This window comes from Streptomyces hydrogenans (assembly GCF_014656075.1).
GTDB lineage: Bacteria > Actinomycetota > Actinomycetes > Streptomycetales > Streptomycetaceae > Streptomyces > Streptomyces hydrogenans.
Genome location: NZ_BNBS01000036.1, coordinates 20,379 through 32,900, shown reverse-complemented (window position 1 = coordinate 32,900; position 12,522 = coordinate 20,379). Strand labels below are relative to the sequence as shown.

General features: G+C 68.9%; 17 protein-coding genes and 1 pseudogene. 9 read left to right on the top strand and 9 right to left on the bottom strand.

Features of this window, described 5'->3' with window-relative positions; translation table 11 throughout:
• Positions 1-217 precede the first annotated feature (217 nt).
• The 3 genes from IE321_RS17285 (at position 218) to IE321_RS17275 (ending at position 2,360) form a co-directional block, all read left to right on the top strand.
• Positions 218-868 carry an HNH endonuclease family protein gene (locus IE321_RS17285; RefSeq protein WP_190223556.1) on the top strand — a complete coding sequence of 217 codons (651 nt, stop codon included), beginning with the start codon at positions 218-220 and terminating at the stop codon, positions 866-868.
• A 221-nt stretch (positions 869-1,089) separates the two neighbouring features.
• Positions 1,090-1,554 (top strand): DoxX family protein, encoded by a 465-nt coding sequence (locus IE321_RS17280; RefSeq protein ID WP_190223585.1) that lies wholly within the window; start codon positions 1,090-1,092, stop codon positions 1,552-1,554.
• 173 nt (positions 1,555-1,727) lie between these two features.
• A complete protein-coding gene (locus IE321_RS17275) occupies positions 1,728-2,360 on the top strand; it encodes a DedA family protein (protein WP_190223584.1) in 633 nt (210 codons plus the stop codon).
• On the opposite strand, the gene IE321_RS17270 is transcribed toward IE321_RS17275, so the two are convergent.
• Both IE321_RS17270 and IE321_RS17265 read right to left on the bottom strand, forming a co-directional pair.
• The gene (locus IE321_RS17270; RefSeq protein ID WP_043232658.1) at positions 2,320-2,583 is read right to left on the bottom strand and encodes a DUF2277 domain-containing protein; all 264 of its coding nucleotides are present in this window, start codon (positions 2,581-2,583) and stop codon (positions 2,320-2,322) included. The two genes, IE321_RS17275 and IE321_RS17270, sit on opposite strands and share 41 nt — an antisense overlap.
• 141 nt (positions 2,584-2,724) lie before the next feature.
• On the bottom strand, positions 2,725-2,946 hold the full coding sequence (locus tag IE321_RS17265) for a hypothetical protein (RefSeq protein ID WP_043232656.1): 222 nt from the start codon (positions 2,944-2,946) through the stop codon (positions 2,725-2,727).
• Positions 2,947-3,137: 191 nt separating this feature from the next.
• On the opposite strand from IE321_RS17265, the gene IE321_RS17260 reads away from it, so the two are divergent.
• Complete coding sequence (locus tag IE321_RS17260) at positions 3,138-3,896, top strand: GntR family transcriptional regulator (protein WP_226651653.1); 759 nt, start codon at positions 3,138-3,140, stop codon at positions 3,894-3,896.
• On the opposite strand, the gene IE321_RS17255 is transcribed toward IE321_RS17260, so the two are convergent.
• A complete protein-coding gene (locus IE321_RS17255) occupies positions 3,893-4,384 on the bottom strand; it encodes a DUF4231 domain-containing protein (protein ID WP_051843011.1) in 492 nt (163 codons plus the stop codon). The genes IE321_RS17260 and IE321_RS17255 overlap by 4 nt on opposite strands.
• A gap of 165 nt (positions 4,385-4,549) precedes the next feature.
• Here IE321_RS17255 and IE321_RS17250 point away from each other — a divergent pair, with 165 nt between their 5' ends.
• Positions 4,550-4,741 carry a hypothetical protein gene (locus IE321_RS17250; RefSeq protein ID WP_190223554.1) on the top strand — a complete coding sequence of 64 codons (192 nt, stop codon included), beginning with the start codon at positions 4,550-4,552 and terminating at the stop codon, positions 4,739-4,741.
• A gap of 145 nt (positions 4,742-4,886) precedes the next feature.
• On the opposite strand, the gene IE321_RS17245 is transcribed toward IE321_RS17250, so the two are convergent.
• The 4 genes from IE321_RS17245 to IE321_RS17230 form a co-directional block, all read right to left on the bottom strand.
• Complete coding sequence (locus IE321_RS17245; protein WP_190223553.1) at positions 4,887-5,060, bottom strand: hypothetical protein; 174 nt, start codon at positions 5,058-5,060, stop codon at positions 4,887-4,889.
• Positions 5,061-5,526: 466 nt separating this feature from the next.
• A complete protein-coding gene (locus IE321_RS17240; protein ID WP_229916429.1) occupies positions 5,527-5,751 on the bottom strand; it encodes a hypothetical protein in 225 nt (74 codons plus the stop codon).
• Between the two features lie 6 nt (positions 5,752-5,757).
• Positions 5,758-6,273, bottom strand: coding sequence for a hypothetical protein (locus IE321_RS17235; RefSeq protein ID WP_190223552.1), 516 nt, complete (start codon positions 6,271-6,273; stop codon positions 5,758-5,760).
• 1,144 nt (positions 6,274-7,417) lie between these two features.
• On the bottom strand, positions 7,418-7,825 hold the full coding sequence (locus IE321_RS17230; protein ID WP_226651651.1) for a hypothetical protein: 408 nt from the start codon (positions 7,823-7,825) through the stop codon (positions 7,418-7,420).
• Between the two features lie 106 nt (positions 7,826-7,931).
• On the opposite strand from IE321_RS17230, the gene IE321_RS17225 reads away from it, so the two are divergent.
• Positions 7,932-8,399, top strand: coding sequence for a DUF4240 domain-containing protein (locus tag IE321_RS17225; protein WP_190223581.1), 468 nt, complete (start codon positions 7,932-7,934; stop codon positions 8,397-8,399).
• A 148-nt stretch (positions 8,400-8,547) separates the two neighbouring features.
• Positions 8,548-10,263, top strand: a complete 1,716-nt coding sequence (locus IE321_RS17220) for a phosphorothioated DNA-binding restriction endonuclease family protein (RefSeq protein ID WP_190223551.1) — start codon at positions 8,548-8,550, stop codon at positions 10,261-10,263.
• A 209-nt stretch (positions 10,264-10,472) separates the two neighbouring features.
• Here the strand turns inward: IE321_RS17220 and IE321_RS17215 are convergent, their stop codons facing one another.
• On the bottom strand, positions 10,473-10,721 hold the full coding sequence (locus IE321_RS17215; protein ID WP_190223550.1) for a hypothetical protein: 249 nt from the start codon (positions 10,719-10,721) through the stop codon (positions 10,473-10,475).
• A gap of 92 nt (positions 10,722-10,813) precedes the next feature.
• On the opposite strand from IE321_RS17215, the gene IE321_RS17210 reads away from it, so the two are divergent.
• On the top strand, positions 10,814-11,119 hold the full coding sequence (locus tag IE321_RS17210) for a hypothetical protein (RefSeq protein WP_190223549.1): 306 nt from the start codon (positions 10,814-10,816) through the stop codon (positions 11,117-11,119).
• A 198-nt stretch (positions 11,120-11,317) separates the two neighbouring features.
• Here IE321_RS17210 and IE321_RS17205 read toward each other — a convergent pair whose 3' ends face one another.
• Positions 11,318-12,073 carry a GntR family transcriptional regulator gene (locus IE321_RS17205; RefSeq protein WP_190223548.1) on the bottom strand — a complete coding sequence of 252 codons (756 nt, stop codon included), beginning with the start codon at positions 12,071-12,073 and terminating at the stop codon, positions 11,318-11,320.
• A 78-nt stretch (positions 12,074-12,151) separates the two neighbouring features.
• Here IE321_RS17205 and IE321_RS41995 point away from each other — a divergent pair.
• Positions 12,152-12,429: pseudogene (locus IE321_RS41995) on the top strand (hypothetical protein).
• The last annotated feature ends 93 nt before the right edge of the window (positions 12,430-12,522 follow it).

Below are 12,522 nucleotides of genomic sequence, written 5' to 3'. Positions count from 1 at the left end.
CCACACCGCCCCCGGGGGCATCCCTCTCGCGCGGGCGGAATCTGGCACTCCGTCAGGACACGTCACACCCCTTGATGTGACGTGTCCATGTCGCCACTCTGTTACCTGGCGCACCCCCCGACGAAACCTCGCGCCGCCACGATGACCGGGCGCCGCGCCCGGTACCGCACGGGACCGGCAGAACCGCCAAGGTCCCACCGAATCAAGGGAGTCCCCCATGCCCGTCGGCAAGGTCTACGCGCGTCGAGCAGCCGTGCTCGCCTCCACCGCCGCCCTCGCCCTCACCGGCCTCGTGACCACCGCGCCCTCCGCGCAGGCCGCGATGCCGACGCCGGTCAGCGCCGCCACCGCCCGCACGTACCTCGCCGCCCTCACGGTCAAGGCGGAAGGTTCCCTCACCGGCTACAGCCGCGACCTCTTCCCGCACTGGATCACCCAGTCCGGCGCCTGCAACACCCGCGAGACCGTCCTCAAGCGCGACGGCTCGAACGTCGTCACCGACTCCGCCTGCGCCTCCGTCAGCGGCAGCTGGTACTCGCAGTACGACGGCGCGACCTGGACCGCCGCCTCCGACCTCGACATCGACCACGTCGTCGCGCTGGCCGAGGCGTGGCGCTCGGGCGCCAACTCCTGGACCACCGCACAGCGCCAGGGCTTCGCCAACGACCTGACCCGACCGCAGCTCATAGCCGTCACCGACAACGTCAACCAGTCCAAGGGCGACCTCGACCCGGCGAAGTGGATGCCGCCGCGCACCGCGTACCGCTGCACCTACGCCCGCGCGTGGGTGCACGTGAAGTACCACTACGGCCTCAGCGTCGACTCGGCGGAGAAGAGCGCCCTCCAGTCCGTCCTCAACGGCTGCTGAACGAACACCTCCTGACGCGCCGTGAAAACGGCGTGAAATCGGCGCGCCTGTGGTCCAGACCTACGCCACTCTGACCGCAGGCGCGCCTTCGTCGGCATGAATGTTGAACTTGCAAGTACTACTGAGGGATGCCTAACCTGAAGGCCGTCCGGTACCAGCCCCCACACCCGTCCCTCCCCGGACGGGCCGGCGCCGAAGGAGTTCCCCCCACCATGAACACCCTGACCACCCGCCTCGATCAGGCGCAGCCCTACGTCCTCGGCCTCTTCCGGGCCGTCATCGGCCTGTTCTTCGCCTGCCACGGCGCCGCCTCGCTCTTCGGCGTCCTCGGCGGCCCGGCCGACGGCGTGCCCGCCGGCACCTGGCCCGGCTGGTACGCGGCGCTCATCCAGCTCGTCTGCGGCGGCCTCGTCCTCGTCGGCCTCGGCACGCGCGGGGCGGCCTTCATAGCCTCGGGCTCGATGGCGTACGCGTACTTCTCCGCCCACCAGCCGGAGGCCCTCTTCCCGCTCCAGAACGGCGGCGAGGCGGCCGCCCTCTTCTGCTGGTCCTTCGCCCTGCTGATCTTCACCGGCCCGGGCGGCCTGGCGCTCGACGCCCTCTTCGGCCGGAAGGGCACGCGGGCCACCCCCGGCGACGAGCACGAGCACGGCACCGAGAAGCAGGGCACCCCGGTAGCCGCCTGACCCCCCACCCCTCCCCGCCCCCTCCCCCTCTCCCCTCCCTTCCCCCTTCCTCCCACCCCCTTCCCACCTCCCCCTCTCGCCCCCGCCTCCACGCGCGTCGGCCGCCCGGGCCCCCGTCGGCACCCACCCGACGGGGGCCCGGGCGGCGGCGCGTAGGCTCTGGCCCTGTGAATCTGCTCGACAGCATGGGCTCGCTGAGGTCGCTGACCGCGGGCCCGTGGATCTATCCGGTGGTGGCGACGTCGATCCTGCTCGACGTCTTCCTTCCCGTGCTGCCGAGCGGCTTCCTGGTGATCTCCGCCGCCACGGCCGCCTCCGCCGCACTCGGCACGGCCACCGCGTCGGCGGACGTCCCGTCCCTGCTGCCGCTGCTGCTCACCGCGGCGGCGGCCTCGATGCTCGGCGACTTCCTCGCGTACCGGCTCGCGCTGCGCGGCGGACGGCGCCTGGACCGGGCGATAGGCCGCTCGCGCCGCCTGACGGTGGCGCGGGAACGTCTCGGCACCGCCCTCGCCCGGGGCGGCGGCCTGATCGTGGTCCTGGCCCGCTTCGCCCCCGCGGGCCGGTCGGTGGTCTCCCTGGGCGCGGGCGCGGCGGGGCGGCGCCCCGAGGAGTTCCTGCCCTGGTCCGCGCTGGCCGCGGTGATCTGGGCCTCGTACAGCGTGGGGCTCGGCTGGCTGGGCGGCCAGTGGCTGGGCGCGACCTGGTTCAGCGCGGGGGTGTCGACCCTGGCCCTGCTGCTCGCCGGCGGCCTGGCCGGCTATCTCATACGACGCCCGGGCGCGGCTCCGGCTCCGGCGTCCTGACCGCGTGGTGGTGCGCTCCTCTCACCTCCAGGGTGGCGAGGAGCCTGGCGGTGGCGTCGGCGATCTCGTCGACGGCCCGGTCGAAGACCTCCTGGTTGTGCGCGGCGGGGGCGCGGAAGCCGGAGACCTTGCGGACGTACTGGAGCGCGGCGGCGCGGATGTCCTCCTGCGTCGCCTCATGGGACAGGACGGGCGGGCGAAGCGTCTTGATGCTGCGGCACATGCCTCCAGTGTGACGCGCCCCACTGACAACGGCCGAGACGCACGCGGGAAGGCGACCACCGCCCGCATTCCCTCCGCCTCACCCCACCCCGCGCCTCCCCGCATCCCCCGCCCTGCCTCGGACGTCGAGAACCGGCCAGGATCAATTGAGGCCGCGTCGGCTGCGCGCGTTGATCTCGGCGGCGCGGGCGCGGAGCTCGCGCAGGGGCGTGGCGAGCTGGACCTCGCCGGGTTCGGCCTCCCACTCGACCCCGCCGTGGACGGCGCGGATCAGGAAACGCCCGGAAACGCTCCGCACGAAAAAACCGACCCGCCCCGTGGCGGTGTCGCGGACGAGGTCGCCGACCTCGGGCACAGGTTGCACGCCACCCCTCCGTCCCGGTCCCGATTGCTGCGTGGGGACACCCAGGGAAACGCGGAGACCCCGCCCTGTCAACGTATCTCTAGAGATGTCCCCCGATGGATGGATCACGAGGGCAGGACGGCGCACACGTGTGCACCCTGGCCGCGGGGAGCCCCTTAGGGTGTCCCGCAGACGAAGGGAGTGGTCCACCCGTGACTGACCAGGACGGCACTCGTCGGCCCAAGTACCAGCGCATCGCAGATGAGTTGAGGACAGCGATCCAGTCCGGCGCCATCGCGCCGGGCGCCCGGCTCCCCGGCGAGAACGACCTCATGTCCACCTACGAGGTGGCCCGGATGACCGCCCGCCAGGCCCTCGCGGTCCTGCGCGGCGAGGGCCTCACCGAGGCCCGCAAGGGCGCCGGCGTCTTCGTCCGCTCCTTCCGCCCGCTGCGCCGCCGGGGCATCCCGCGCCTCGCGGGCGAGGGCTGGTCGGGCGGCCGCTCGGTGTGGGCGGCGGAGGTGGAGGACCGGGCCCTGGTGGTGGACCAGATCGTGGTGTCGGAGACGGAGGCGGGAGACCGCGTGGCGGGGGCGCTGGACCTGGCGCCGGACGCCCCGGTCTGCGTCCGCAGCCGCCGCTTCGTCCTGGACGACAAGCCGGTCCTCCTCTCGGTCTCGTACCTCTCCGCCGACCTGGTCCGCGACACCCCCATCGCCCGCCCGGACACGGGCCCGGGAGGCACGTACGCCCGCCTCACCGAGCTGGGCCACCGCCCGGCCCGCTTCCGCGAGGAGATCCGCTGCCGCATGCCGACGGCCGAGGAGACGACCCGCCTCGCGCTGCCCCCGGGCACCCCGGTGGTCCTGATCGGCCGCACGGCCTTCACGGAACCGGGCCGCCCGATCGAGCTCAACGAGATGACCCTGGACGCCTCTTCGTACATCCTGGAATACGACTTCGACGCCTAAGCCGCCCCGTCGCGGGCCGTGGGCACCTCGGCCCCCTTCGTCGTCCCCTGGACATCGGCGGACACCTGCCCGCCCAGCGTCATCACGTTCAAGGTGGCGGCGTTCTCGTTGGCGATGGCCTTCTCCACCCGGGCGACCAGCAACGAGAACGCCTCCCGCCTGGACAGCTCCCGATAGGGCCCCACCCGGGCCTCGAAGTAGACCCGCTCGTGCCCGAGCAGCTGCTCGGTGGACCGGTAGTTCTTCCACTGCTCCCGGTACCGGTAGACGCTCTCCAGCGACACGGCGGCGACGACCACCACGCTCAGCACGGTCGCGGTCACCCGGGCGAACCCCGCGTCCAGGTTCACGAACACCGGCACCAGCGCCCCGCCGACCACGGACACCGTCCGCATCCGCAGGTGCATCGCCTTCATGCGCGCGGCCTTGACGTCGTACCACTCCTGATACTGCGCCAGCCGCGTCTCGAGGTACTTCTGCGCCGTCATGTCCCCACCGGAAGCCCCGACTTCAGGCGCGTCCCCCACATCAACCATCCCCGGAGTACACCGACCCCGCAGTGCTCACGTCAACTCGCCACCCCCGTTCCCCCGCCCGCCGGCGCACGATACGTTCACCCCGCCACCACCACCCCACCACACAAGGGAGCCCCCGTGCCGGCCACCACCCACCCCCGCACCCGCCTCGCCCTCGCCCTCCTCGCCACCACGGCCGCGGCCCTGGCCACCCTCCTCACGTCCCCCACGACCACGACCACCGACGCCAGCGACCGCGAGACCGGCACGGTCAAGTGGGTGACGGAGGCGAAGTCCGCCGGCGACAAGAAGGTCGACGTCATCAAGTAGCAGCGCACACCAAAAAGCCCGCCCCCATAAGGGGGCGGGCCACCTCACCACCAACCGACCGAACAACCAACCAAGCGACCGAACAGCCGATCAACAGGCCAACAAATCAATAGACCGCAGCTCGACCGACTCCCACAGGCAGCTCCTACGCGGCAAGCTCCTGCTCGCCCCGCACGGCCTCTTCCCAGGCGACGAGCAGCCGCCCGTACTCCTTCCGCCCCTCGACCGTCAGCTCACCCGAGGCCCACAGGGCACGGATACGGCAGTTGATGACGGCGGGATCGACGGGAGAGGTAGCAACGTAAAACGACTCGGACATACCCCAACCCTAAACGTCCCCACCGACACCCACGACCGACTTACCACCCCACCGCACCCTCCCGAACCCGCGAAACCCGCCCCCACACACTCCCCACTCCCCCGACACATCCCACCCACCCGCACGCCTCCCACCCCGCCACCCGAACACCCCCACCGACCCCCCGGAACCACCCCCGACCGGCCAAAACGCCCACCCGAAGCTCAGCCGCCCACCCATCCCGGCCCCCAACCCCACCAACCACCACCACCCCCGAACAACAACCCCCACCCACCCCCGGCACCCCACCCCCACCCCCGGCCCACTGTGGCGCATCACACCCCGCCACTACCCCACCCGGCTGACACGCGAGGGCGTTCTTGTCACCTCTCACGGGCGGACAGTGCCGGCAAGAGTGACCAGCCCTCGGTCACCGCACCGACCCTGGCCGCCCCGAGCCCTCATCCACTCCACGAAGTCGCGCGGATCACAGCCGCCGATAGAGCGAGGCATCTCCGACCGGGGGATAGTCCCTGCCGAACATCACATAGACCGGATTCTCGGGGTCCCCTACCTCCAGGTTCAGAAAGATGTCCACGTCATGGGCCGCGAACCGGTGCAGGTACTGGATGAAGACTTCCAACTCCTCATCCGACAGCCGCTCGTCACACATCCCGCCCACGTCCCCTTCTGCGCTCGTCGCCGTCACCACCTGGCCTCAGCCCTCGAAACCACCGCGGCACCGCTCGTGCCGGCAACCGTCGTCCCGCTGGTGCAGTCGTCGCAGGTCCTGCAGAGCTGCGACAGGAAAGGGATGCAGCATCCACTTCTCCCGGTACCCGTCCTCGCCGTGTTCCCGCAGTACGCTCTCGGCCGCTTCCATCACCACGTGACCCAGCACTCCACGGGGTGAGGACGAGCTCCAGGCGAGAGTGCCACCCGTCTCGTCGGGCGATCCCCAGCTCGTCGCCCCGTCGGGGAATTCGTACATGGCCAGGGCCACGTCCAGTTCCCGACGCTGGAACAGCCACCTCAGCTCTACGGGTTCGAGGTCGAACGAGACGCGCTGAACGGTTGCGTCTCCGTACAGCCCCACCACCGCGTACAGCAAGTCGGCAAGGGCGTCCGTGCAGTAGCCGACATTGGCCCGGTACTCCCCCGCCCCATCGGCGATCCGGCACGACGCCCACCCCGCACCGCCCAACTCCCAGCGAAACTGGAGATCCCCCGTCATTCCCACCCTCCCCAATGGCCGCAGCCCGCGGACTCACGCTGGAAATCCACGCTACGACGCCTCGGGCGACGTTCTCATGTCGAAGGCTCCTCGCCGTGATCGGCGAAGAGCCTTCGACACTGGTGGGCGCGGACGGTTCGCACCGCAGACACCTTCCGCGCAAGCTGGCGCGGATCGCTGCTCACCACGGCCACGACACCACGCGGGTGACCGCAGTCATCCACGGCCGTTGACCTCAGTCCGGAATGTCAACCGCCCTCACTCGACGCCCCGCTACCGCTTCTTCCGAAGCTTCTTCATCTTGGCTTCGGCTTCCTTCTTCTTCCGCTGCTCGACCCCGTACGGGGACCACGCTCCCTGATGCTTGGAGCACCGAGAGGTACCCGTCATGGCCTTGTTCCGGCAGCGGCCTCCGCTCTGGGTAGGAGCACTGCACGTCGGCTGAACCATCCTGTCCCCTTCGTCGTCGGACACTGAAATGCTTCCAGCGCGCGACGCAGAGCGGGAAGGCGCAACCGCGGCGGACGGCAGCACGCCGACAGCACACGCCCCATCCCCGACCGTAAGACCGACGACTTCAATTCACCGGCTCGACTGGGAGAACCACGTACTGCCGCTCCCCCAGCCCTGCGAGCATCGCCTCGACGGCAGCGGCATCAGGGTCGTACGTCCATCCGTCCGTCGTCGGCCAGCGCGATGAGCCTGACGGGCCCGAGGCCCCGCCTCCGTCGCCCCTCCCGGGTCCACTGCCTCTCCTGGGCGGTCAGGGAGAAGCGGCGGGACCGGGGGCCCGTCGGGGTTATAGACAGCTATCGGGTCGTCCGGGGCGGACCATTAGCCCACCGTCCACAGGCGGTACACGTGGACACCGCTCTCTGCCAACGGGACCGACAGCGTGGCCGGCGCGAGAGGCCCGGGAACACAGCGCCCCGCGTCCTCCACGTACGGGCCTCGGTGGAAGACAGCGTGCATCCAGCCCTCCGGCGGTCTCCCGGTCACGTCGAAGACATCCTGCACCGCTCCCCCTCTACGGAGCCCCGGCCCCGACTTGGCACCGCTCCACTGTCGCCGGCCGCCTGGCGCCGCCCACGTCCGGTCCCGTTGATGTCAGATCCGGATGTCAGAATTCACCACCTCAACGCGGTCACCAGTCGCGCCAGACGTCGGTGATCCCGGCTCGGACGATGCCCTTCCTCGCCAGCAAAGCAGCCACGTCCACGCCGTACTCGCCCAGGGTGAGGTCAACGTAACTGCACAGCTGCTCCCGTTCCTCTGTGCAGAAGCCTGCTCCCATGTGGACCGGATCCCTGTCGACAGTGTTGAGTGCCAGAACGACCCTCTCGACTGCCCGGAAGACCTCCTCGTCGGAAGGATTCACGAGACCCCGCATCTCCTCCTCGAACGCCTCCAGCGCCGAGTCCGTCGCCCTCAGCAGGGACTCTGGGTACATCTCTGCCGCGCCTGCACAATCGGGCTCCAAGATCCCGGCCTCGACGTCTCGAGCCACCTGCGCCATCCAGGCACGCCAGTTGTCAGGAGGTCTGCTCACCATGGCGAGAAGGTACGCCGAGGCACTGACAGCCCAGTTCGGTCGGGCGCTTGGCAGTAGTCGGCCCGCCAGACATGTCAGACCTCCCTGGCATCCTGCGCCCGTGAGAATGACATGGGCCGACTTCTGGGCACTGATAGCCACCCTGAACGGCGAAGTCACTGAAGAGAACTGCCATCGCCTCGCTGAGGAGCTGAGCCGCCACCCCGTCTCCGACATCGTCGGCTTCGCGGAACGGCACGCCGAGGCGCTCTACCGTCTGGACCAAGAGAAGTTCGGCACCCTGCCGGTGATCGATATGACGCTCCGGGACGGCAGCCCCTTCCCACAGTCGTCCGACGTGTTCCTGTACGCCCGATGCGCGGTCGTCGCCGCCGGCCGGGCCGTGTGGGAAAGCGTCTTCTCCGACACGGACAAGTTCGCTCCGTACACCTCCACCGAGTGCGACGGCGAACGGCTCCTGTACGTCCCGGACGAGGCGTACGAGCTGGCCACCGGCAAGGAGTGGGACCGCACGACCCGCCACTGCTTCGAGAGCTACTCCAACAGAGACGGTTGGCCACACCTACGAAACTGAGGCGAGCCACCACTTGACCTGCAGGGCCAGTGGCCTCGCGGAACTGGCAAGATCGAGGAGGCGGGGCAGTGCCATGAGGGGAGGACCGGTGGGAAGCCTGTTGCGTGTCGGGGACGTGTTTCGGTCTGCTCGAAACAGAGATCCCGAGGTGGCGTTCATCGACGGTCACCCAAACATCCACCACGTCACAGCCTCGGAGAGGCTCGCTCAGATCCAGCTCAGCAAGGGCATCAACCCGATTGCCAAGATCAAGGCGCCCGGCGGGCTGCGCCGTCCGTGCATCCTGATCCGTTCCAGCCCGTGGAAGGCCGGAACGACTGAAACGCCCTGGCACGATGTGTTCGACCTGGACAACGGCCGAATCCTCTATTTCGGCGACCACCGGGTCGACCACACGGTGCCGGTGGGCACCACACAGGGCAATGCGGTACTGCTGGAGGCACTGGAGGAACACCAGGGGCTCACTGCGGAGCAGCGCGCGCTGGCCGTACCACTGCTGGTGTTCGCCGCGGTCTCGCGCAACAAGACTCCCAAGGGATACGTCGAGTTCTGCGGCGTCGCGGTGATCGACCACGCCGAGCAGATCGAGCAGCAGGCGGAGGGAATCTCTTTCCCGAACTATCGATACGAACTGTCCGTCCTGGATCTGAGCGCAGAGGACGATCGGGTCGACTGGGCTTGGATCGAGGCCCGGGGCAACCCTGAGCTCTCGACCGCGGACGCGCTCAAGCTCGCTCCTCGTTCCTGGCGCCAGTGGGTGGAGCAGGGGCATGCCGCGATGCCCGAGGTTCGGCGTCGGGCCGTTCGCCCTCCCAGAGGCAGAGAACCGGTCCGGCAGTCGTCCGAGAGTGGCCGGGAACTCCCGCCGCAGCTTCCCGCGCCACGCGAACGGGGCGCCTCCGGTTCGGCCTCCCGCACACCGACCGAATCGTCCGCCGAGCTCATGGTGAGCGTACTCATGGACAGATTGAGGAACCTCCGGGTCCACAACAGGAACGGCCGGCAGAGCAGGCACAAGCCGTTGGCTCTGCTGTGGGGCATCTCCCGAGTGGCCACGGGCAGGCCTCACCTCGCACCTTGGCGAGAGTTCCGCGAGGAAGTGGGCAGCTTGTTGGCCGAGTTCGGCCTTCCCGAATCCTCAGTCACCCCCGAGTACCCGTTCGTTCACCTGCAGACGAGCCGACTGTGGGATGTCCATGGCCTCCCACCCGATCTGGGCGCCGTGGCACACGCCGCAGCGTTCGACAGGCTCAACCCCGAAGGAGGAGTGACCGAGCAGGTCGCGCGGCTGCTGGGAGACCCCTTCGTCCGGTCTCAGGCGGTGGCTGTCCTGCGGGAGACCTACCTGACAGACATAGATCAGCACGCCCTGCTGGAGCAGCTGGGCCTGGCCGGCTACGAAAGCGCCGGCGGCATCGAGGACTCCACAGAGGATCACGAGAGGGAAACGGTTCCTGCCGCACGCCGCACGGTCACCTCCTCCCGCGTCATCCGCGACACCGCCCTGACTGCCAAGGTGAAGAAGCTGCACGGCGACCGCTGCCAGGTATGCGCCCTCCAGCTGTCGACCCGCTTCGGCACCTACAGCGAGGCCGCCCACATCCGTGGCATCGGCCGCCCCCACAACGGCCCCGACGAACAGGCCAACCTGCTCGTCCTGTGCCCGAATCACCACGTTCAGTTCGACACCCTGGCGATCTACATCGACACCGAAGGAACCGTTCGCTCGACCGCGAACAACAGCCCCATAGGCCCGCTCCGCAAGCACCCTTCCCACCCACTCGACGAAGCGCACCTGCGCTACCACCGAGCGCTCTGCGGCAGGGACACGACCGCCCATGCCAACCACGGCGGGACCTCCTGACCGGAACCACCTTTTCCGCTGGCCACGCCCCTTTAGCGTCAGATACGGACGTCGAAGGCCCCCAGTCATGATCGACTGGGGGCCTTCGTCACTGGTGGGCGCGGACGGTTTCGAACCGCCGACATCTGCTTTGTAAGCTCGTGCGGATCACCGTCGGCGAGGGCCCACCCCAGCTCACAGACGCCGCGAAAGGCCGTGCAGGGCTGCTGTCATCCAACGTCGTTGATGTCAGATTTGGATGTCACCTGTCGCCGATCCGCGAACGGCCGCCGATAGTCCGCGGCGTCCCCGGCTGGGGGATAGTCCCTGCCGAACAGCACGTAGACGGGGTGCTCGGGGTACCCGGCTTCCATCCTCACGGAGATGTCCACGTCGTGGTTGGCGAACCGGTGCAGGTACTGGACGAACAGCTCCAGCTCCTCGTCCGACAGCCGCTCGTCGAGCCGCTCGTTGTGCATGCCACCCCCGCTACCAACCGATCAACAGGGTCGGACGATACCCGAGCCGAAACACACGGGCGGCTCGTGGACGCCACCGCTACCGTGCGGGCATGAAGCGCAGACGAAAGCACTGGCGAGACGGCTTCGGGACGCCGAAGATGTTCGTTCTGTACCGCACGCCTGACGTGTGGCGCTTTGCCATGTACTTCTCCGGCGCCATCGTCGACGGCTACCTCGCCCAGCCCAGCGCCGACAGCGAACCCGGCGCAGCCCAGTCAGCCGCACACGGCAAGGCCGAGGACTTGGCCGGCCGACCGCTGACGATCTCCTGGGAGTCAAGCGACGAGCCAGGCTGGTGGACGGGAACCATCACGACCGAACCCATGGACCTGACACCTAACTCTGCTGCCGGTTGACGGAGAATCACGCAGAGGGCTGCGAATCTGCCTCCAGCTCCGCACGCTCCAAGGCAGCGATTGTCCTGCGTCGCCATCGAACAACCACAAACGACCCGATCACCGTCACCAGCACTGCGCCAATCACACCGCCCCAGGCCAAGGCGGCTATGAGATACCCGACTGTCTCCATGACCTTCCCCCTGGTGGGCAGCCCCGCTATCGACTGATGGGAATCTCGTAGACGATCTCGCACAGGGCGGCGGGGACGACGATGTCAGCCGTCTCCACGGGCTGACCCTGGTCGCTGTAGTACGTCCGCCGGATGTGCGTGACGAGCGCGGCCTTCTGGATCCCGAGAAGCGATGCTTCCTCGGCGGTCGCCTGCCTCGGCTCGGGCTGCTCGACGGCATGGCTGACAGTGACGCCGATCTCGGCCATCCGGTTCACGACGCCGGCCCCGGCATACGGCCCACCCTCGGGAAGGACGACGAGGGTCCCGCCGGTGAGGTCGTACGGCTCCCAGCTCGTAGACAGCTGCACGGGCCGCCCATCGGCAAGGAACTCGTACACGGTCCGGACGCACAGCTCGCCCTCACCAATCCCGAGCCGCGCAGCGATCTCCGCCGGCGCGGGCACCTTGGCATCGGTCCGGCTCTCCCAGCCACCGTTCCGCCCGACAGCCTTCATGTCCGCCCGGAACGGAGACCCGTCGGGCTGCTCGCGCGCCGCGGACCGCACCATCCGCACCCGCTGCCGAGGCTCGGCCACATAGGTCCCGGACCCAGCCCGCCCCTCCAGCACACCCTGGGAGATCAACAGCTCCTGGGCTCGGCGAACGACGTTCTCGCCCACCCCGCACTCCTGGCCGATCTGGGCCCGCGAGGGCAGCCGGTCTCCAGGAGTCCACTCGTGCTCCGCGATCCGCCGCCGCAGTTCGTCGGCGATACGGAGGTATGGCGGCTGCTCAGACATATGGAAAATCTAGTCCACTAGCTCTAATCTAGTTAACTAGCTTCACTTAAAGTGATCACCGGTAACGGAGGCTGCCCTGTGCCTGCTCCCGAAGTAAGCGCGGAGGCCCTCGCCGCCCGGTTGTCCGCCCTTGGCCTCACAACACGCGTGCTGGCCCACACCAGACACACGTCGATCGAGGCGGAGGTACCGGAAACCCTCCCCGCAGAGACATGGCGGGAGGTCCTGGAAGTCCTGGCACAGGCAGACCGCTTCGGTCTCCTCGCCACCAGCCTGGGCGACCGAACCCTCTGGGCCGCCGTGTACAAGCGGTCCCCGCGACACGCGACGTCCGGGGACCCGGCCATCAGCGATAGGAGCTGATCAGCATGCGCAACCGTATCCGCCGCGCACTCCACTCGACCAGACCACGGCAGGCCCGAACCCCCCATCTCTACAAACCCTTACAC

Coding starts and splice junctions, on each gene's coding strand:
- IE321_RS17255 (WP_051843011.1), bottom strand. CDS start 4,384: ATGACGGCGCAGAAGTACCTCGAGACGCGGCTGGCGCAGTATCAGGAG.
- IE321_RS17225 (WP_190223581.1), top strand. CDS start 7,932: ATGACATGGGCCGACTTCTGGGCACTGATAGCCACCCTGAACGGCGAA.
- IE321_RS17245 (WP_190223553.1), bottom strand. CDS start 5,060: ATGTCCGAGTCGTTTTACGTTGCTACCTCTCCCGTCGATCCCGCCGTC.
- IE321_RS17270 (WP_043232658.1), bottom strand. CDS start 2,583: ATGTGCCGCAGCATCAAGACGCTTCGCCCGCCCGTCCTGTCCCATGAG.
- IE321_RS17230 (WP_226651651.1), bottom strand. CDS start 7,825: ATGGTGAGCAGACCTCCTGACAACTGGCGTGCCTGGATGGCGCAGGTG.
- IE321_RS17285 (WP_190223556.1), top strand. CDS start 218: ATGCCCGTCGGCAAGGTCTACGCGCGTCGAGCAGCCGTGCTCGCCTCC.
- IE321_RS17215 (WP_190223550.1), bottom strand. CDS start 10,721: ATGCACAACGAGCGGCTCGACGAGCGGCTGTCGGACGAGGAGCTGGAG.
- IE321_RS17210 (WP_190223549.1), top strand. CDS start 10,814: ATGAAGCGCAGACGAAAGCACTGGCGAGACGGCTTCGGGACGCCGAAG.
- IE321_RS17235 (WP_190223552.1), bottom strand. CDS start 6,273: ATGACGGGGGATCTCCAGTTTCGCTGGGAGTTGGGCGGTGCGGGGTGG.
- IE321_RS17205 (WP_190223548.1), bottom strand. CDS start 12,073: ATGTCTGAGCAGCCGCCATACCTCCGTATCGCCGACGAACTGCGGCGG.